Genomic DNA, 19,176 nt, shown 5'->3' on the forward strand with positions numbered 1-19,176 from the left:
GTCACTATCTTGCTTCAGTGGGCTTGAGATTTGGTAAAGCGGATAAAAATATAAAACCAATCAACGTTGAAGCTCCTGCAATGATAAAAATATAGCTGCCAGAAATCAGCTCCCAATATTGTCCTGCCAATACGCTTCCAGATGCCACACCCAAGCCCCACATCGTACTATACAAAGCTTGAGCTCTACCATGCTGCCCAGCAGAAAAGTGCTCAAAAATAATGCGCATCGCCAATAAGTGAAATAAACCGAAACTGAATGCATGCATTGTCTGGGAGAGAAATTGGAGAACAAAACTTTCAGGAAATAAACCAACAATCAAAAACCTAAGCCCAGTCATCCATAAACAGATCGCAACCAACTGACGCCATGTAAAACGATTTAAAAAAAATGATGCATAGGCAAACATCATGATTTCAGCAATAACACCTGTTGACCAAAGAAATCCTGTTGCTGTGGTACTAAATCCAGATGACTGTAAGTAATTGCTATAAAAACTATAGAATGGTGCTTGAGCAAACAACATAATGAACTCAATTAAGAAAATTGCTTTCACAACTGGTTGTTTTAAAACTGGAATAATGGATTCAAGTGTTTTTTGGGCTTTTGGTGCGCCCTTCGGTTCTTTTACTGTAAATGACCATAAGAACGCTAGAAATGAAATACTCAGTAATAAAATCGGGAGATACTGAATATCGATGATTTCAAGAATTAGACCAATAAAGAAAACACCAACAATAAACCCAATCGATCCCCATTTTCTCACTTTGCCATAAAGTTCATTTCGTTTTTCGCCTAACCAAAATAATGTAACGCCTTCAAATTGAGCAAGTATCGCATTTTGAAAAAAGCTGAAGATCAACATTAACAAGGCAATTGATTGAAAATTATTGGGTATAATAAAAATGAGGAACCATATACTCGCTTCCATCCATGTTGCGATTCGCACCAATAGCATTCTTTTACCCGTTTTATCCGCCACCCAACCCCAAATAAACGGCGCAAAAAAACGTGTCATGATTGCAATTGCACTAAGCCACCCAATCTCTAAAAAGCTAAATCCCTGATCTAGCAGATATAGACTCCAATACGGCATGAAGGTACCGACAATCGCATAGTAGAAAAAGTAGAATCCACCTAGTTTTGTTTTAATTGGCAACGCTTGCATCATATTGCAATTACCTGTATTTTCAATAACTTAATATCATATAATGGTTGCATACATTTGTTACCACTTAGGTGTAATTGCACTTCATCAGTCTACAAATCAGTCTACAAATTTATTTTTTTGTAGACTCTTCATTTTTTGTAGACTGAAGATATTTACGTCTTAGAAAATAATTCTGTGAACATTTTCATCAGAATTAATTGTTAGTAAGTTACTAAAGAAATTTTATACTTTACCTATAAGGTTTCCTACCCAATTTTGCTATTTCTCTTTTTTGAGAATTCAGCGGATAGCATAACTTGCAAAGTATTGAAAAAATTTCAATCTATAGATTGAATCGTACTAGACTGGGGTAATAGAGTTTGATGAGAAGATTACTGCTAAATTGCTAATGTAAAAATTTATGACAATGCATGAGTAAGAGTTTTTATAAATTACAAATATATTAATTTAAATATTATATTAATAATCGATTAATATCAGGCACTCATAATAAATATTTCTAAAACTATAAATCTTGATACATATTCAGGGTATCTATTAATAAATATAAGGCACATGCTGAGTTTGTCGATAATACTATTGACAATTCAAGGACAATCATTATGTCAAATTTCACAAAGTCAAGTGACTCTAAAACCCAGCAACAGAACCAGCAACAATCAAATCCTGCAGGCGATAATACGCAAAAGGCTCAGCAAGAAAAAAATAAGGAACAGCAATTACATGCTGAGAACAGACAAACTAAAGATGCTCCGAAAGAGCATACTGAGGTTGAAGTTAAAAAATAACTTATAACTCAGAATTCTTAAATCATTTAAAAGGTTTAACTCCTTTTAGGTGATTAGGATAAATAATGAATATTGTTAAAGTTAAAGTCCATAAAATGTATGAAAACTTTCACAGAAATCCAGCTATTCAATATGTTGGGTTTTTTGATGATAATAATGTATTAATCAGCTTATACGATAACAATAATATTAAACTCATTAATAAAATCGGGACGTTGCAATGGGTAAGCATTGCTACTAATCAAGCTTTCTTTGTTGAAATACCAGATTATATTAGTGCCGAGAATTAAACTCATGATGATTAAATACCCTCAAGTAATCCTCGTTTTTCACAAAGAGTCAAACCACAGTGATCGTAGATGTGCTTGGGCAAACTATAATTATCAAGGGAAACTAAATAACATTACAGATTTTTATGGCCAGAATTTATCTCTTTACGATGGCAATAAAGTTGTCATCGATGGTGATATTTGGGTTCTGGAAAGTCATCTACACAAGGTATATAGAGATAGAGGTCGCAAATGAAAAAAATTCTAATTGCATTCGATTTAAAACGTAATTTATATTTCAGAAAATTAATGCTCGATGGTGATTACAAACAAAATGTATATGATTTAAAGCATAGGAATAATTATGATTTATATGTATATAAATTAATAGATAGTGAATCAGGCAGAAAACTGTACTTTAAAAATTTTATTATATTTAAATAAATTAGCCCTCATTTAGAGGGCTATCCCTTTACTGATTAGCGATAATTACTTTTGAGATTTCCCTGGCAATCAACCATGCTTGATCTTGAATTAGCTTTGCTTCAGCATCATTAGAGATAAAACCGACTTCAAGGATTAAACCTCCATTTTGTACGAAAGCCAATTTGCCTCGAGCCGATTTAGATTGATCAATCCAGCCACTATCTCCACGAAGTCGTGAACCAGTGATTTTCTGAACGGCTTTAGAGATCTCTTGAGCCAATTTCTTATCTTTAGGTAATGAGATTGTTTCAATACCAACAGCAGTTTTGTTTGCTGCTGCATTCATGTGAATCTCTAGAGCAATTTTAGAGCCTTTGATCAATTTGAGTGCTGAAGACAATGGATCGTTCTGAGTGCCGATACCATCAGTTTTAACCTGTAAGCCCGCCTGCTTTAGGTAATAAGCTAAAGCATTTCGTATGGTTACAACAAAATCGGCTTCTTTAAGATTGCCATTTACCGCACCAGGATCAGAATTTGAATGCCCTGCTGTTACAGTTACAAACTGATTAATGCTATGCAGTTCAGGTTGAGCCTTCAAGCGAGCAAGAATCATAGCTACACCAACAAAACACCCGACAAATTCTTTCCATTGTTCGGGAATGTAGGTTTTTAGCTCTGGTGGAATAACATTCCACACCTGTACAAACTGATCACAGAATAAAATTAAGGCATAAAAAAAGGCGCTAAATGCGCCTACTTGCACTGACTTGAGTTTCCAAGCCTGTTTCCAATTTTCAATTAATTTCATTTTCTATCCTCTCTGAGGCTTTTCATAATAGCCACATCTTGTTTGAGTTGATTGATTGTATTAATGGTCCACGAAGCACTAGTTATAGATATGCCGAGTAGAATAGTTGATGCCCATTTAAGTAAACCTATCGCACCTTGAGCACGATTGTTTTCACGCTCTAGGGCCTCAATCTTGATCCGATGCTGATCAAGTGCTTGGTGATACCCTTTGTTAATGGCATTTGATTCAATAAGTTGTTCAGACACTTTTTGGAGTTTGTCTGTTACTTCATTTAATTTTTTCCAAATTGATGCACTAGGTTCATTCACTAACGCCCCCTTAAAATCGGCAATAAAAAAACCACCCAGAGGTGGTTTGTGATTAATCCGCAGTTGCCTGTGTAATCCTTGATGAATAGTTCCACGAAGTCGGCTTCCATACGTCCCGTGCAGCAACACGAACATAATATGTTGTCGTTGATTGCAAGCCAGTAATCGTGCAAGCATTTTCGGTACCCGTCCAACGTGCTGCCGTTGTATCAGGATCAAAGTTCGCATTGGTACTGATCCACACCTGGTAATCTTTCAGATCCGGTACTTCACTTGGAATCCAAGTCACTGTGATCGAATCTGCAGTTGCCGATGTGTACACGTTCAACAATTGCGGTGGCACTGGATTACTGATATTCAGCTCAGCGAATGTGCTGATAATCGAACCGTTTTTACTTGCGACACGTACTGTATAAGCACGTTGAATACCATCGATTTTTGCTTCATCCATACTGTATGAATAATCGGTATTCGTCGTTTCAACTGTACGAAGCAATACACCATTTGACCAAATCTGAACAATATAACCTGTCGCGCCAGCTGCACTTTGCCATTGAACTTTAAAGCTTGTGCCTTCAAATGCGGACTGGAGTGATAAACCTTTGACACCTGCAGGACGCCCCCCGTTGATGGTGTAACTGTATGCCGTCACTTCATCCAAGGTTTCTTCTTTTTGCTCAAGACCATTGAAGCTTGTGAACTTCAGATAAATCTGTTTACCCACCATATTTGAGTTGAAGTCATATTCAAAAATGGCTCGGTCAATACGAACAAATGATTCACCTGCATTATGTGTACTTGCATCATCAAAACGGCCACGAAGCATACCACTTAATGTATAACGCCCTGATCCATCCAAGGTTGCATCAATATAGTTGATATATTCATCACCGACTTTACACAGTGTTGCATCAACTTCAGCATCTTCAAGCGTACCACCAAAGATTTGGCTTGAAGTATTCAATTGCACTTGCATCGATGTGTCATCTGCATCAATTGCTGAAACTAATGTACCATAACGCGCTGAACCATAGATTGTTCCAATCATTTCATAAGTCGTGTTATCTATACTCGCCCAGACGTTACAACCACCCCAATTAATCCCACCTGACGCAGCTACCCAAATCTGATTTTTACCATCCGTCAATTCTAAAGGAGGCTCAAAAATAGCTGGTGCATTAACGTTGCCTGGTTCTTCATTGCCACCTTGATACCCATTCGATGATTGCAGGTCATACTCAACTGCTGAACGAGATCCGACTGCTAACTCTTCAGCGGTAATCGAAAGTACACCCTCTTCATCTTCTTCAACACGAGTGATCCGTACTGGAAACTGATTTAAACCCAAGGATTCATCTGTAATGGTCACAATATCCATCGGCTCAAGTCGGCAGTACTTCCACCCCAATTCAAACTCATATTCATTTCGAACATAGAGTTTTCGCTGTAATAGCAATTGCACCGCATGGCGAGCAATTTTTGGCTCACAGAAAAAGTCGAACTTGACTGGATCTTGTGTACGCAGTCCAAACATTTCAATATTGGCTTGGTCCTTGGCTTCAACTGTTTCAGTGTTGTACTGGTTGAAGCGATTCACGTACTCAATTTGGCAATGGTTGTATGCATCTGTGTCTCGACTTCGACGTACACGTACAGGCTGATCTTCACCCAAGAAATCATCATCTGTTAGGTGATATACAGGTTCAAGATTTGGCGTAAATGTCACACCATTACCCGTAACTGCACTGTCACCATAAGAACGGATTTTCAAGCCATCTGGACTTGGTACCACAGCACAATTTACTGCTTCCACAATTTCATTGATGATTTCAAATGCTTCACGCTGTTCAGTCAAAGCAGGACTGATCAACAAATTAGTGGCTGCACAATAGGTTCGAAATTCAGATAAATCTGCCATATTCAAACTTGGTGCCGCACCATATCGTGGATTTGTGATGAAATCTTCAATCACATCAGCTGGATTGGCATCATGGATTGTTTCTGAAAAAGTAATATCGCTAATCACTTCAAAATTATGATTCGATAATGCTGCACTACCACCCAGATCATAATTAGCACATGCGACATATCCAAGGAACGGATAATGCACCGCCTCATCTGGATGCTTTGATGCTAAATAGCCCCAAACAGCATTTTGATCCCCATCGAACAATTCAAATCCGATCTGATCAATTGGCTTGAGTTGCACACCGCCTTCAGTTTTAGTGACGATCTGTTCTTTATCACGCCAGATGATGCCAATGTCTTTGATTTTGTTTTCACATAGACCCAACATCAAAGAGGCTGAATAAGTATATGTTGTATTTTTAGTCTTGGTCTTACCACCTTTACCACCTGATTTTGTCACTGTGGTATGCGGTGTGGCTTTAAAGTCGCCATACCAAAACATGTTGGCTGCTACACGGTTTTTGCCATAGACCAATGGCTGAGTCAGACCATACGCAGATTGCTGAATGCGCATCGAATTGATGCGCTTATCAGACGTACTGATCGTTGTACTCCCAAATATTCCGCCCATTATTCTTTTAGCCTCTTCATACGAAAAAAGCCCGCAATTCTGCGAGCTAGACTTCCTTTTGTGCCATCCTGGAGTATTACTCCTTGATGAATATAGGAGTGAATAATCGTTGGCCATTCGACGACAATTGCACCATGACTGATGCATTTGCCAAAGTGGTATAAAACAATATCACCAGGCTGTGGCTCATCGACTTCATCGCATACAGATAAAACGTGCTCTAAATATCGTTGGCCAAGCTGATGCATGTGCCAATCCGGTGGATACGGACGCGGATCTAAGTGATCCATCAAGCCCACTTTTTCATAGACTTCACATATCAGTGTTCCACAATCCACACCGACACCCTTAACACGCCCCTGATGATGGTAGGGTGTGCCGAGCCATGTTAGGGCTTCGTCAACGGCTTTATGGTGTAGACCAACTGTCATTTGAATAGATTCCACCTTGTCCAAATCTTAAATCAAAAACAGCTTGCGATTTCTCATGTGCTTGTTCGTAAGTTTGACCAGATACAGTTAAGTCTTCTAAATACAAACTATAAAGCGCCCATGAAGGATTGCCGTTGTAGCGACCTGACGTAGCAGACGGACTACCAATTGTAAATATTTCCTCGCGAAGGCTACTGGGTGAAGTTGATGTATTTAAGACTAACTTAGACTGCCCCACATCAACATGAAATGGCTGATTGTAATTTGCAGCCACTGAACGCCCTAGCATATCTGAACCAGCATCGCGACCGCCAGCAACTCGACCCGTTGATTTATTTTGATAAATCAACGGTGTAATTTGACTAGCATCCTGTGGATCAGCAGTAGCATTTACACCAGCAATGGTAATGCCCTCTGAACCTGATACCGTAGAAATTTTGGTTACCACAGCATGCAATGATAAGTAGTAAGCATGTGTGGGGTTTGCTTTCATATAATCTAAAATAGCAATGGGTAGAACACCAGACAATACCCCGCGCGGGGTACCAGAGCTGACAGACGGAGGGTAGATGCCGTGTAAAGCACCCTTTAAGGTTCGTTCTGCAAGCCCACCCACTTCTGCTAAAGTATTGCGCACTTCAATGCTGTCAATTGTTGCACCTGTGATTGTGCGTGCTTGATCAGCGGCATAGTTCACCAAGTGGGTTGGAATACCAACTGCTCCATCGCGTGCTGGCTCAATTAAAACTAATGAACCAGCATTTAAGCGCACGTCTGTTTCATTTACATCAATACCGTAATCGAAGTCACGATCAATAATAAATTTTACGCCAGTCATGATTTTTCCTTATTTTAAAAATATAAAATTAACGTCACTTTCAAAACTGAAAGCACTTGTAGTTGCGTATGCATGCAACTGAACGTACGTGCACAAATTTCCACCATTTCTTGGCGAAATAGGTCTGATTAAATGTTCTGCATCAACGCGTGCAGATTCAATCGTAATCATTGTTTCATTGTCATTAATTACTCGTTCGAGTACACCTTGGTTGTTTGCGTTGTCATACCTGCAAACAATAATTTCATCTTTCATACATGGATCAGGAAATGATGCACCGTCGAAGTAGTTGGAATAAAAGGGCTTACCTGATGCTGCATAGGTGCGAATTTTCCAGCTGCCGTCAGATTCAAGAGAAATTACTTTATAGTTTCCGGTGCTTTGCAACTGTCCTGCCGTCCACTCTAAATAGAGAATCGCAGGAGACATCGGCAAAGAGCGCACATAAAACATGCGTCTATCAATTGCTGCGTTATGTTCCAAAACAGGCGTTACCATTGATATGTCAACAGGCAAATTATTGTGCGAAATAATATTCCCAACCACTGCGCCTGTATGATCAGTCATAGCGCCAGTTTCTAAGTCAATCTCCCAATAATGGATTTGATTCAATTCCTGCGATGGATTGTAATAAGAAGCAATCCTGATTTTGTTTTCAGCAAATGTTGAAGTCATATAGTACTGACCAGAAGCTGACAAAATTTTATGCTGATCAAGCGTAGTGATAATGCCGGTTAGCTGGTTTACTGCAATTTTGGTAAAACCCCACGCTGTTTGAGCAAAGCGAGAAAACACATAGAAAATATCATCCGATTCTGTACTTTCAGTCTCAGAATAATGCAGTTGCGTATAAGAAATATTGCTTGTACCGGTGCTGATCTGTTGAGTCGCTGCGTACTCCAGCGTACTAATATCGCCATCTCTCGTTGAAGTGCGTGCAAGTAGATATTTTGTGCGATCATGATGCTGCCACATCACAATAGCCCGACGACCCTCCTTGTGCCAGACCGAGGGTGCATCATGATCATCAATTACAGATGATTTACCGACTGTAAACTGTTTTGTAATGCCTTGGCCAATAACATATTCACCAACAATGATTGAGCCATCTTCACCATAAACCCCAGAAATTACGCGAGGGTATGGTTTCTCTGTATAAGTATGGACTGGATGAATCCACCATTCTTGAGATGCTTTTCCAAATTTTTCACTCTTTGTTTCTTCGGTTGAAAGTTCAATTTTATTGACTTTCAATTTATCAATCTGAATAACACCATCATTGCGGAGTGCAATAGGGTATTTATGTCCGTTGCCGATGCCAAAAACATACCCAGAGAATGGATCTAATGCTTGCATTTTCATGCCTGCGATAGATTGTTGTTCTGCTTGAAATTCATTCACATTAAATTCTTCAACAGCAAGATTCTGAGCTTCTATTTTTTCAGAAACTACAGTGCCATCTTTTTTAATGCCTAATGGCATTTTCCCGTTTTGCCCCACAAAACCAACTGAGTATTCTGAAAATGAGTCAAACATTTTTACATTCGTGTTGGAAACTTGCCAAAACGCTGTTTTTTGATCCGTATAATTTTTTGAACTTGATAATGGATCATAAGAGCTTTTTGTTAAGCTTGTAGCCTCTACAGATTCTTTGTAATAATCACCACCATCTGTTTCGCTAAGTACCGATACTTTGGTATTTAATGAAATATTAGCAATATCAGCATTTGCTGCAGCAAGAGTTGGATAAGTTTTTATTGCTCCATTTTGAAAGCTTGATAATGCGCCATCTACATAAGTTTTCTCGGCTTTTGACGACATTTCAACTTTTGTTGGTAGCTCAGTAGCTACATAATTTAAAAGCTTTTCTTGGGCAGCTTGAAATTTACGCTGAGTAATATTGGTACCAATGAATTCAATAATATTTGGTAAAGGCATTTTCCTACCCCATAAAAAAACCCAGCTCAAGGCTGGGTATGGATTATTACAAATTTGATTAAACTGCGGTTTCAGGTACCGGTATAAAAGGCGCACCACGGAAACGAGAGAAATTATTGAAACGGTTCTGGCAAGTTTCCAGTCGCTTATCACATCCTGGATAAACTTTGATACGTTGCCCTGCCTGTGGTGCTTCCAACAATCGCAAAGTCAATAACAAAGCACCCGATTCATGCATGCGAATCGTCCGTTTTAGACCAGCATTACCACCGTCCAAGAACTCGATCACGCCTTGGGTAAACCAACCTTGTGGCTGATTCACCTGGCATAAAATTCGAGCTGAAGTACTGCCTGCTTCAATGGTTGTCTGCACCATAAAGTTTTGCCGCAAGAGACCGCATGCCGTGTCAAATAGCGTATTGGTACAACTTGGCTGATACAGATTTCGCGGCATTTGCACATTCAATTCATCCAGATCTGATGCAACACTGGCTTGAATTGAATTACGATCTAAATCAGGCTCAATGATTCGACCTTCGAACAACTTAATGGTGCCGGCACTGGTGTCCGTTGGCATACTCATATCCATAAATATGCGCTCCAGCTTAAATCGAGCACCATCTAATTGGCCATTATGAAACGCTTGAACAACATTAATGCCATTCCATTCATTATCATCAATACAATTAATGCTGATCGATAAATTATCAACTTCAATACCGAGTGACAGGCTAATTCCTTCACGACTGATGATCGGACCTCTCGAACTATATGCTTGACCTGCAACAGTCAAATCAAAATCATAATTGGTATATCTGAATACATCACCCTGCACAGTTGTAATCGTATAGAGATCTGCCATTACAAACCGATCTGCATCAAGCAATGCAATTAATTTTGGAGAAGCAGCTCTCATACTTTATTTCCTAGAGATCCCACCAGATCAACTCTTTTTGCTTTCCAAAGTTTATGCATAAAGTTCGTAAACTGTTGCTCATCATCAGCAAATCGACACCGATAATAAAAAATGCCATCAACTTGCAACGTATCACCTTCAGCAAGGGGTATCGGTAAATTTAACAAACCGTTCTTTGTAATTTCATACTGTGTTACCCACATTTTTGCCTCAAGATCAGTCCACATTGGTTGATCAAGATCATCACTCCACATAAGAGGGTCTTCAGATACAAACTCAGCCGTATGACTTACCGGTATTTCTAGGCTGGCCATTTTCTTATGCAATTGAAAAGAAGTGGTTTCACCATCACCTTGAAAAGTGCAATTAAACTCATAATCATCAGGCATCTTGAAAAGAAAGGAATCGAATGCACCACGGCGCTCGTAAAAAAAACTTTCGAGCTGCTGTAATTCGTTACGTCCTTTAGATTCACGCAGAAAGCCAAATGACAAAGATATTTCATACTTAGGAATGGCTTGGTAACTTGCTCTAAGTTCCCGACCGTTCACAGAAGTCATTATTTTGGTATTAAAAATGGGAGTTTTTGACAACTCCCATTCAAGACCAGGTAATTCAGGAAATAATACATCAGACACGAAAACCTCCTTAGGTACCGAAATTACGGCGATGGCCCTTTAATCCACTCGCCAATTCACGACCATGCTTTTCAAAGAAACGCTTTACGTCACGTGAGTCAAAGGCTTGAATTGAGAAATGGTTACTCACTTGTTGACTTGGAGTTTGAGGTGTGCCAAAGCTTCCATCTGCACTTAGTGACTTACCTAAGGCACGAATCGTATTCGCGTGCTGCTTAGGTAAAACCATTTCTTCTTCGTGAAGTTGTGTCATAGGGTTTACACCTGCAGGAATATCGTATCCGCCTCGAGCAGATGCTACTTTTCCAACAATTGCAGATACACCCGCGAATGCAGCAATACCAGCAGCCACACCCAATGCAGGACCTACGATTGGAATAGACGAAAGCGCAGCCCAAGCACCAGCCATAGCCTCCCAAGCTGACATCATAATTGACTTTAAGACTTCCATGAGCTTTAAACCTAAACGAGCAATTACACCTGTTGAAGTTGCAGCGGTTTTCATGCCTTCACCAGCTACCACGGCGCCAGTCTGTGCAGCTTGCCCAGCTACTTCAGCCGCCGTCTCTGATTTGATAAACCCTAATTTAATCGCCATACGAGTTGCTAAACTTGCAGCGTATTTTTTCAGTGGTTCACTAATCATGCTTTGAATAAATGCCCCTGCCAGTTCTGTAAAAATGGCATTCATGGCATTTTTCCAAGTCAGCGTGCCATTCATCATGGACTGAATGCCTTTATCCCATAGACCAGACATTCGTGACGTTAGATTCCCAAACTTATCCTCAAAGTCTTTCATTTGGGCATCAGAAATCATGCCTGGTACTTGGATATCAGACACCGATCTTTGATGATCTAATGCACTGATTTCATTGGTTACGCCACTTACCCCAGAACTATTCCCAGTGAGTTGACTTAGCTCTTGTTCAAGATCTAGGCGCTCCTCCAATCCAATACGCTTGATAGCATACAACTGTTCTTCAAGTTGCTTTGCAAGACGTACCTTTTCAGCATTATTGATTCTTCCAGCATCAAGATCAGCATCCAAACGTGCCATTTCTAGCTCGAATATTTGCTGAGACAAAATCATTTTGCCTTGAAGCTCTTCCTCATGAAGCGCCTTGAGTTTTTCAAGCTGCTCAATACGAATAGCTTTGATTTTGTCAGCGGCTTCCTGCTCAGCTTTGATTGAAAAAGCTTTCTTGTCTTCTGCTGACAATATAGAAGAATCAATGTTACTTAGTTCTTGCTTAAGATCTAAAGCAACCTGCTTGCTTTCATCTGCATATTTATACTGCAGTCCTAGCATTTCCTTTTCAGCTTCTTCAGCTTTGCGGATTTGTTCTTGAAGTGATTTATCAAATTCTGAAGATTCAGTCCCTGCTTCTACACCGTTAACGCCAGCCATGTAACCCTTGACGTTTTTCACGTACTGGCGATTAATTGGACCAATACCGGTACCACGATCAACATTCCCTTCACCTGCATGATAAGCAGAAATAGCCTTGTTGATATCACCATACTTATCTAGCAAGAAACGCATGTATTTGGCTGCGCCTTCAGCAGCTTGTTTTGTGTCGAATGGATCAGATACGCCAAAGCGCTTGGCGGTCATATCCAGCATTTGAAAGTTGCCTTTCGCCGTGCCGTATTTAGTCTGAACGCCTTCAACATTTCGACCCTTAGTCTCTTGCATGTTAAGAGCTGATAGCATGCCACTCGGCAAGCCATACTTGGCTTCAAATCCTGAATAGTTAAACTTTTCAGCATTCGCTTTTACACGTGCATTGACCTGCAAGATCTGTTGCTGTTTTTCAAGCTCCTTAGTTTGACGTTTTTGAGTCTCCTCAGCTTTCTTTTCAGCCTCCTCACGCGCTTCAGCTGCTTGTTTACGCTTCCAGTCCGCTTCTTCAGCCTGTTTAACAGCTTCAGGCATTGCACCGTCTTTAGCGGTGTATCCCATACCTGCCTTATCACGTGCATCTGCCATGTGCTCAGCACGCTCACGCGACACACCACCAACTTTCATGTTGTGTTGAATATAGCGTTCTCGTTCAGACTGTTTGTTGGATTCACGAACATACTCCATTTGCTTTGCGGTCAAATTGGCTAATGCATTGGCTTTATCGTTGATGGAGTTGGTGTGTTCCTTATTATCCTTAGTACCTTGTGTCACAACTTGGTTATAAGTTTTTAGAACACCCTGAGCATCAATGACTGCTTTACGCTCTTTATTAACGGCAGCAGCTTTCTCATCAATTCCAGCCTTATGTTTAGACTCAACTGTTCGTAGGTTATTAATACCTGTGGCTAGTTGATCTGAATTCAGCTTGCCTTGAATATATTGATCGTGGAGCTCTTTAGCTGCTTTTTTATCAGCATCTGATGCATCGGAATGATTAACAACCGCACGCACCAAGCCAAGTAATGCAATTTCCTGTTTACGGAAACCCTGCTCAGCTTTGGATAGGTCTGCCGTGGCTTGTCGCGTCAATACACGCTGTTGGGCTTTATCAAGCTTTTCATATTCCTCACGAAGTTGAGCAACACTTTTACCTTGTGTGCTTAAAGCTGGAACAGCTTCATCACTGCTTCGTTTCATGTAAAGGAATGCAGCACCTGCCGCTAGACCTTGAAATGCCAACATGCCTAAGCCAGCAGGTCCACCGAGCAATGCTGAAGCACTACGTAAGACACCCATCGCCGTCGCGGTACGCATTGCCTGCCCCTGAAGCGCAGACAATTGCATCTGATATGCCATGCCTTGGGCTACGCCGATCACAAACTCTTTAGCCAATACGGCGCATTGAACAACCAATTTAGCTGAAATAGCAGCACCTAAAGCGATGGCTACAGCTTTAATATTGTCAAAGTTCTGCGCAATAGCAGTCACTGCAGGCGTTACTGAATTGATCAGCATTGCCTGAAAGCCTTGGAAATGAAGCTCTAGTGTGTAAAGGTTTTCTTTAGCCTTACCGAGGTTGTCCACCATATCTTTAGACATGATAGCGCCAGCATTCTTGGCTTCTTCACCCCATTTTTTAAATCCTGCACCGCCGTCTTTAAGTAATGGAATAAGCAAACTGCCATCATTGACGATCTGCTCCATGTAAGTGATAGTTTCAGCGTGCGATAAATTGGCTTTTTCCAATCCATCGTAATATGCCTGGATAACTTCTGGACCACTTAAATCTTTGAACATATCGATGGTCACACCAATTTTAGGCGCAACCTTTTCAAAGAAGTCCATCATTTCGCCTTCACCTCGGCGTGCTTCACCGAGACGATCTAGCGCATCCTTACCCATCATGCCGAACTGTTCTAATGACAATCCAGCTGTTTGAGCACCCTTGGCAAAGTATTGGAGGTCTTCTACCGATTCACCCAGCATGTCAGACATTTTCTGAACTTCTGAAGCGGTGCTAATTGCATTGCGAGTGAAACTGACCAATCCATCTACAGCTAAGGCAGAACCAATACCAGCAGCAATTTTTTTACCTAGGCCCAGCATCTGCGTTGAGATATTGCTTGAAAGATTATCGAAGATCTTTTGCACACCAGACACGTCAATCTGAAAGTCCACTTTCTTACCTGTGACTTCAATCTCCTGCGCCGTATCTTTAACAATACTTTCAACTTCATTCATGCCTTTTTTAAGTTCGGAAGTCTTCGCACCAACGTGCACTTCCACTCGATTGTTGCTCATAATTCCTATCTCGCAGGCATAAAAAAACCGCCGTGAGGCGGTTGTAGTCAGTCAAGGTATGGTGAAAATCACCACACCTTCGAATTTTTTTTAGGGTTATTTAACTAGGCGTTCCATAGCATTTTGCATAATTAAAGGGAGCTGCTCTTTTGAAACTAAATCTGTACGATTCACCAATTCTGGGATTTTATTAGACTCAATCATCACGGCGTTTTCGGGCACAAGGTCAATAGCAAACCCACCCTGATAATTCAGTTTTACAGTCATTTGCTTGCCTTGAAGTATCTCCGACATTAATGCCTGAGCAACTTGTTCAGGATTAAAGGATGGATGTTCAGGCATTTTTCCACCTAAGCGTTTAACCTCGGCTTCCAAATTCTTTTGGTACTCAATCAAACGATACTGTAAAACGCCGTGACAATTCTGAATAGCATTTACATCTACTGGGGCGTGAGATTGGTATTTATCGAAAGTCAAAATTAATCCATGAACATACTCGACCGCATCATCCAAGTTTTCTAATGGTATTTCGTCAATGTGATCAACATTAAATCGCTGTTGAACCATGATATACGCATCTGAAAAGTTGATTTTCACACGCGATACTAAGTTTGATACAGCATGACGTAAGTTCTCACGATCTTTAGGAGTTGTTTTACGTGGATTAACAGCCTTACCTTTAGCCCAATAATCCCAAAGTACATCATCACATTCTTCTTGATACTTAATAACCGTGTCTCGAAGTTCAGGTTTTACTTTGTTTGGGCTAATAGTCATAAGCCAGCCAAATAACTTTTTAACTGGCAAACACGTCATAAGACGATCTTTACCATCATTTGCAACTATTGTGATTTCCACAATGGTTGAAGCGAAGCGCTGTTTTAGCTTCACAAATTGAGAACCCCAGTCTAAACCCATGCCATCAACAATAGGCTTCATAGGTGTGTATGGTTGCCCATTATGCTCAACTAAAAATAATTCAGCATTGTGGAAAGGTACTGTGATTTGTTGTAAACTATTCATTGTTGATATTCCTTTGTTAACAACATTGAAGCCCGCCGCCTGCAAGTGTTGGGCTTTTTTGTTGTCTGTTGATTTCATGCTTTCGCACTCTCTTTTTCTCGCTTATCTAACCATTCTTCAATGATCATATTTAGCTGAGCCGTGATAGTTCTGCGATCTTTCTGAGTTTCCTCTCTAAATCGCTCTAAAGTTTTTTCAGGTATACGCACGTTTACCTGTGGGTCTTGTCTTGCCATTAGATTCTCCTTATAGCATGTGATGTAATTTAACATCACAATCACATTAAAGCAGGTGCTTTATTTGGTGTCAACAAATTTTTGACTATTTATTTATAGCACTCTATAGTTTATGTACATTGGAACATTAGTTGTTATAAACCTATGGCACGCACAGACCCACAAGTTAACTTTAGAATACCTGCTGAACTCAAAGATAAGCTGGACGAAGCTGCCAAGAAAAATGGCAGAACACTAACTGCTGAATTAATATTGCGACTTGAGACCACATTTGAGCAAGACGATCATCTAAAAGATCTTATATGTCGTCTCGAAAGCCTTGAAAATGAAGTTGATAGTCTAAAATACGATCAATCCGAATTAAGAAGAGATGTTGATCGCATTGATGGGCGAGCTTATTAACCCTCTTGAAACAAAGGTTAATTTGATGAAACAACACTCCTCAAATATGAGGTTTGGATATGATGCTCAAATCTGAGCATCAAGCATCTGCAAATTTGCAGAGCACCCCTCAAATATGAGAGACACTAAAAAAGCACCCTAAGGTGCTTTCATGCAAGGGCGGAATCACGCCCTTTACTTAATTCGAGGATCTAAATTACTGCTTTGTTCCTAGGAACAACACTGCATTTTGACGACTGCTATTTTCTGCCACTGCATAAAGTGATTTAATTGATGAATCATAATAAACCACACCCTTTACAGACTGTCCCGCTAAGAGACAAGGTGAATAACCAAAAGCTAAATCAACATTGTAGTAAGGTGCATTTTCTTCAACTGCTATTTTCCCCGTGAACGTACAGCCACTTTGTCCCTTACCTGAAATCACACCCGTATTTGAAATTGTTAAGGTTGCTTCTTCAATACCTTCAACTATCGCTGATTGACCTATATAAGATCCTGCGATTGTCGTGAGATTGGATACCGAGTTATTTAATTCAGCATCATATAAAGTGTCAAATGTAACCTGATTTGAAGGCGTATAAGTGATCGTTCCATTTAGGCTCTTTTTAGTTTCAAAAGTACCATTAATAGATGTGTCGTAAACTGCACTACCACCAAAATAAAAGTCTTTCCCTTTAATCGCTTTTACTGTGTTACCAGAAACAGTTAAGTCACCAGTCATGAAGCCAGTAATTCCGTTAGAATAAGGTGGTGTATATAGAAACCAGAATTTATTATTTTTATCTACCAACCCAATAACATTTTGCGCTTGATTGGTCTTGCCAGTGTAAACACCAGTGATTTCAGCATTAGCTACAGGTGTTTTATCTCCCTCATTATTAGAAGAAGATGAATTACCCCCGCCACCACCGCAAGCAGTCAATGCCAAAGTTAATAGACCCAATCCAATTACTTTTTTCATGGTTATATCCAAGTTGTTATAAAGTTCCCGCGAACTTTAACCAACAAAAAAACTTTAATCAATCAGGGCAGCCTTAGCCACCCTGAATAAAACTGACTACGCATTACGCATAATTTTGATTTTAGGCTTATCCACAATGCCAGCATAATGATTTACCTGCTCAACAACATGCATCAATTCTTGGTTAATCGAAGTGATTTCATTCACCAAACTACCCAACTTTGCATGATCTAGTGTTTGTATGGAATCAGATACACTTCCAGAAATACGAGCATTCAAAGTTACTCGATCAATACTGCTTGCTAAATTATGTCGCTGGGTTATTAATCGCTGGTACTGCTCCAATACAGTATGGTAACGACCTAATGCCTCATAATCTACAGTCATAAAATTATCCTTGTGGAAAGTTAATCAAAGCATCCATTAAATCATCTTCATCATCGCTTTGAGCATCTTCTGAACCAGTACTGTCTTCAATCCCCATAAATGCCTCAAGGATCCGACACAGACGCTGAATGCCAACATGGCTGGGAGGACACTGCTTGTGATACGCATTCAATGCTTTGACTCTTGGAAAATCCAATTCATTACGCACATAGACGTAATCCTTGCCCAATGTAAGCACCAAATGCGTGTACAGCTCCTCCCAGTCTATTCCCCCGAATCAGTGGCCTGCTCGTCTTCACCTGTATAAACTAGACCAGAAGCCCCCATGACCGTATCAAATACGGCGTTCACGTGACCAATATCAAGTAGTTCATCAGCAATAAATTCGCGGGTAATGTCAGGATAGTTACGCTTTAAAGAGCTATGTGCTACATCTGCCACTAAAGCAAAGTCACTTGGATCAAAGGTTTTAAGCTTTGGCATCAGCTTTTCAGCAGCGCCTAGTGACAACGGCGCAAAAATCCAAATCTGGCCATTAATTTTAAGCGGGTTACCACGTGGGTTTTCGACCTGGTTAAATTGCATCTGGTATTACTCCGAAGTAGTCCATTTGAAGACACGACCTAAATCATCGGCCATTGGCTGGAATTCAAACTCAGGTAGATCGTAATCATCCTGTTTTGAACTGAACGCAAGCTTATTGCTGACACAGCGGAAGAATTCAATACCAAAGAATTTACCCTTGTAGTCACGCATCAGATCAACACTGAATTCAGGCGTATAACCCATATCTAAGTTGCTTACGACACCTGATTTGGCACCTGCCACCGTCGCCGTGTATTTAAAGCTGATAAATACCGTTTTACCCACATCGGCAGATGCAAAGTTATAAATACCTGTCGCTTCATCCACACTGTATTGACCTGCAACTGGCGCACTCGCCACACGCTTTAAAGGAACTGCTTTGGCATCAGTCACGCCTAAATCTTTCACGAATGTACCGCTATTCGGAACGACTGGCGTTACTGAGGCTGCAACGACTTCACCATTGATGGTTTGTGCGACTGCAGTAATACCACCTTCAGTGACCACGCCACCAAAGAAAATAGAATTCAACAATGCGCCGTTAATGCGACCCATTGTCGCTTTACACTTAATCGAACCTTTACCGCGTGCGGCATCCACGGCGAACTGACCACGGCCATAGAGTTCTTTTAAGTCATAGCTGATATCAACTGACGTTGACTGCAGTAAGCCCACTTCAACGGGTGTGCCATTGGTGATGGGATTACCGTGCACATCCTGTAATGGTGTGGCAAAGATTTTACCGGCACCAAATAAATATTGAGCCATATCGACCTCTTAAAAATGAAAAACCGCCG

The 19,176-nt window shown here is 40.4% G+C and carries 20 protein-coding genes; 3 read left to right on the forward strand and 17 right to left on the reverse strand.

The window, feature by feature from the left end; all coding sequences use genetic code 11:
* Window positions 1–4 precede the first annotated feature (4 nt).
* A complete protein-coding gene (locus AC1M86_RS04590; RefSeq protein ID WP_481607506.1) occupies window positions 5–1,168 on the reverse strand; it encodes an MFS transporter in 1,164 nt (387 codons plus the stop codon).
* 605 nt (window positions 1,169–1,773) lie between these two features.
* On the opposite strand from AC1M86_RS04590, the gene AC1M86_RS04595 reads away from it, so the two are divergent.
* Together AC1M86_RS04595 and AC1M86_RS04600 are read left to right on the forward strand one after the other, a co-directional pair.
* On the forward strand, window positions 1,774–1,959 hold the full coding sequence (locus tag AC1M86_RS04595; protein WP_481607351.1) for a hypothetical protein: 186 nt from the start codon (window positions 1,774–1,776) through the stop codon (window positions 1,957–1,959).
* 65 nt (window positions 1,960–2,024) lie between these two features.
* Entirely contained in the window at window positions 2,025–2,249 is a 225-nt protein-coding gene (locus tag AC1M86_RS04600; RefSeq protein ID WP_481607352.1) for a hypothetical protein, read from the forward strand.
* A gap of 451 nt (window positions 2,250–2,700) precedes the next feature.
* Here AC1M86_RS04600 and AC1M86_RS04605 read toward each other — a convergent pair whose 3' ends face one another.
* The 11 genes from AC1M86_RS04605 to AC1M86_RS04655 form a co-directional block, all read right to left on the reverse strand.
* Window positions 2,701–3,465, reverse strand: coding sequence for an N-acetylmuramoyl-L-alanine amidase (locus tag AC1M86_RS04605; RefSeq protein WP_481607353.1), 765 nt, complete (start codon window positions 3,463–3,465; stop codon window positions 2,701–2,703).
* A complete protein-coding gene (locus AC1M86_RS04610) occupies window positions 3,462–3,776 on the reverse strand; it encodes a hypothetical protein (RefSeq protein ID WP_481592616.1) in 315 nt (104 codons plus the stop codon). The genes AC1M86_RS04605 and AC1M86_RS04610 overlap by 4 nt, the downstream gene beginning before the upstream one ends.
* Before the next feature lie 52 nt (window positions 3,777–3,828).
* Window positions 3,829–6,315, reverse strand: coding sequence for a phage tail protein (locus tag AC1M86_RS04615; protein ID WP_481607354.1), 2,487 nt, complete (start codon window positions 6,313–6,315; stop codon window positions 3,829–3,831).
* Window positions 6,315–6,746 (reverse strand): NlpC/P60 family protein, encoded by a 432-nt coding sequence (locus AC1M86_RS04620; RefSeq protein ID WP_481607355.1) that lies wholly within the window; start codon window positions 6,744–6,746, stop codon window positions 6,315–6,317. The genes AC1M86_RS04615 and AC1M86_RS04620 overlap by 1 nt, the downstream gene beginning before the upstream one ends.
* Window positions 6,724–7,584 carry a hypothetical protein gene (locus AC1M86_RS04625; protein ID WP_481607356.1) on the reverse strand — a complete coding sequence of 287 codons (861 nt, stop codon included), beginning with the start codon at window positions 7,582–7,584 and terminating at the stop codon, window positions 6,724–6,726. Before AC1M86_RS04625 ends, AC1M86_RS04620 begins: the two co-directional genes overlap by 23 nt.
* 9 nt (window positions 7,585–7,593) lie before the next feature.
* Window positions 7,594–9,522, reverse strand: coding sequence for a hypothetical protein (locus tag AC1M86_RS04630; RefSeq protein WP_481607357.1), 1,929 nt, complete (start codon window positions 9,520–9,522; stop codon window positions 7,594–7,596).
* A gap of 58 nt (window positions 9,523–9,580) precedes the next feature.
* Window positions 9,581–10,438, reverse strand: coding sequence for a DUF2163 domain-containing protein (locus AC1M86_RS04635; protein WP_481607358.1), 858 nt, complete (start codon window positions 10,436–10,438; stop codon window positions 9,581–9,583).
* Window positions 10,435–11,076 (reverse strand): DUF2460 domain-containing protein, encoded by a 642-nt coding sequence (locus AC1M86_RS04640; RefSeq protein ID WP_481607359.1) that lies wholly within the window; start codon window positions 11,074–11,076, stop codon window positions 10,435–10,437. Before AC1M86_RS04640 ends, AC1M86_RS04635 begins: the two co-directional genes overlap by 4 nt.
* A 10-nt stretch (window positions 11,077–11,086) precedes the next feature.
* Window positions 11,087–14,782, reverse strand: a complete 3,696-nt coding sequence (locus AC1M86_RS04645; protein ID WP_481607360.1) for a lytic transglycosylase domain-containing protein — start codon at window positions 14,780–14,782, stop codon at window positions 11,087–11,089.
* 96 nt (window positions 14,783–14,878) lie between these two features.
* A complete protein-coding gene (locus AC1M86_RS04650; RefSeq protein WP_481607361.1) occupies window positions 14,879–15,805 on the reverse strand; it encodes a phage antirepressor N-terminal domain-containing protein in 927 nt (308 codons plus the stop codon).
* A 74-nt stretch (window positions 15,806–15,879) separates the two neighbouring features.
* Window positions 15,880–16,041: an Arc family DNA-binding protein gene (locus tag AC1M86_RS04655; protein ID WP_481607362.1), complete on the reverse strand. Its 162-nt coding sequence runs from the start codon at window positions 16,039–16,041 to the stop codon at window positions 15,880–15,882.
* Between the two features lie 144 nt (window positions 16,042–16,185).
* Between AC1M86_RS04655 and AC1M86_RS04660 the strand changes: the two genes are divergently transcribed.
* Complete coding sequence (locus AC1M86_RS04660) at window positions 16,186–16,443, forward strand: Arc family DNA-binding protein (protein ID WP_481607363.1); 258 nt, start codon at window positions 16,186–16,188, stop codon at window positions 16,441–16,443.
* 196 nt (window positions 16,444–16,639) lie between these two features.
* On the opposite strand, the gene AC1M86_RS04665 is transcribed toward AC1M86_RS04660, so the two are convergent.
* From AC1M86_RS04665 to AC1M86_RS04685, 5 genes are all read right to left on the reverse strand, one after another.
* Window positions 16,640–17,407, reverse strand: coding sequence for a hypothetical protein (locus tag AC1M86_RS04665; protein ID WP_481607364.1), 768 nt, complete (start codon window positions 17,405–17,407; stop codon window positions 16,640–16,642).
* A 96-nt stretch (window positions 17,408–17,503) separates the two neighbouring features.
* On the reverse strand, window positions 17,504–17,794 hold the full coding sequence (locus AC1M86_RS04670) for a hypothetical protein (RefSeq protein ID WP_179998024.1): 291 nt from the start codon (window positions 17,792–17,794) through the stop codon (window positions 17,504–17,506).
* Window positions 17,795–17,798: 4 nt separating this feature from the next.
* Window positions 17,799–18,032 carry a hypothetical protein gene (locus tag AC1M86_RS04675; RefSeq protein ID WP_481607507.1) on the reverse strand — a complete coding sequence of 78 codons (234 nt, stop codon included), beginning with the start codon at window positions 18,030–18,032 and terminating at the stop codon, window positions 17,799–17,801.
* 26 nt (window positions 18,033–18,058) lie between these two features.
* The gene (locus tag AC1M86_RS04680) at window positions 18,059–18,379 is read right to left on the reverse strand and encodes a hypothetical protein (protein WP_481607365.1); all 321 of its coding nucleotides are present in this window, start codon (window positions 18,377–18,379) and stop codon (window positions 18,059–18,061) included.
* A gap of 6 nt (window positions 18,380–18,385) precedes the next feature.
* Complete coding sequence (locus tag AC1M86_RS04685; protein ID WP_481607366.1) at window positions 18,386–19,147, reverse strand: hypothetical protein; 762 nt, start codon at window positions 19,145–19,147, stop codon at window positions 18,386–18,388.
* Between the last annotated feature and the right edge of the window lie 29 nt (window positions 19,148–19,176).

The organism is Acinetobacter sp. ANC_7654 (genome assembly GCF_056779855.1).

What these genes read in the sequence shown, in the direction of transcription:
- AC1M86_RS04625 (WP_481607356.1), bottom strand. Translation starts at nt 7,584, where the DNA reads ATGACTGGCGTAAAATTTATTATTGATCGTGACTTCGATTACGGTATT.
- AC1M86_RS04600 (WP_481607352.1), top strand. Translation starts at nt 2,025, where the DNA reads ATGAATATTGTTAAAGTTAAAGTCCATAAAATGTATGAAAACTTTCAC.
- AC1M86_RS04650 (WP_481607361.1), bottom strand. Translation starts at nt 15,805, where the DNA reads ATGAATAGTTTACAACAAATCACAGTACCTTTCCACAATGCTGAATTA.
- AC1M86_RS04655 (WP_481607362.1), bottom strand. Translation starts at nt 16,041, where the DNA reads ATGGCAAGACAAGACCCACAGGTAAACGTGCGTATACCTGAAAAAACT.
- AC1M86_RS04605 (WP_481607353.1), bottom strand. Translation starts at nt 3,465, where the DNA reads ATGAAATTAATTGAAAATTGGAAACAGGCTTGGAAACTCAAGTCAGTG.
- AC1M86_RS04590 (WP_481607506.1), bottom strand. Translation starts at nt 1,168, where the DNA reads ATGCAAGCGTTGCCAATTAAAACAAAACTAGGTGGATTCTACTTTTTC.
- AC1M86_RS04620 (WP_481607355.1), bottom strand. Translation starts at nt 6,746, where the DNA reads ATGACAGTTGGTCTACACCATAAAGCCGTTGACGAAGCCCTAACATGG.
- AC1M86_RS04685 (WP_481607366.1), bottom strand. Translation starts at nt 19,147, where the DNA reads ATGGCTCAATATTTATTTGGTGCCGGTAAAATCTTTGCCACACCATTA.
- AC1M86_RS04630 (WP_481607357.1), bottom strand. Translation starts at nt 9,522, where the DNA reads ATGCCTTTACCAAATATTATTGAATTCATTGGTACCAATATTACTCAG.
- AC1M86_RS04680 (WP_481607365.1), bottom strand. Translation starts at nt 18,379, where the DNA reads ATGCAATTTAACCAGGTCGAAAACCCACGTGGTAACCCGCTTAAAATT.
- AC1M86_RS04660 (WP_481607363.1), top strand. Translation starts at nt 16,186, where the DNA reads ATGGCACGCACAGACCCACAAGTTAACTTTAGAATACCTGCTGAACTC.
- AC1M86_RS04665 (WP_481607364.1), bottom strand. Translation starts at nt 17,407, where the DNA reads ATGAAAAAAGTAATTGGATTGGGTCTATTAACTTTGGCATTGACTGCT.
- AC1M86_RS04645 (WP_481607360.1), bottom strand. Translation starts at nt 14,782, where the DNA reads ATGAGCAACAATCGAGTGGAAGTGCACGTTGGTGCGAAGACTTCCGAA.
- AC1M86_RS04595 (WP_481607351.1), top strand. Translation starts at nt 1,774, where the DNA reads ATGTCAAATTTCACAAAGTCAAGTGACTCTAAAACCCAGCAACAGAAC.
- AC1M86_RS04615 (WP_481607354.1), bottom strand. Translation starts at nt 6,315, where the DNA reads ATGGGCGGAATATTTGGGAGTACAACGATCAGTACGTCTGATAAGCGC.
- AC1M86_RS04635 (WP_481607358.1), bottom strand. Translation starts at nt 10,438, where the DNA reads ATGAGAGCTGCTTCTCCAAAATTAATTGCATTGCTTGATGCAGATCGG.
- AC1M86_RS04670 (WP_179998024.1), bottom strand. Translation starts at nt 17,794, where the DNA reads ATGACTGTAGATTATGAGGCATTAGGTCGTTACCATACTGTATTGGAG.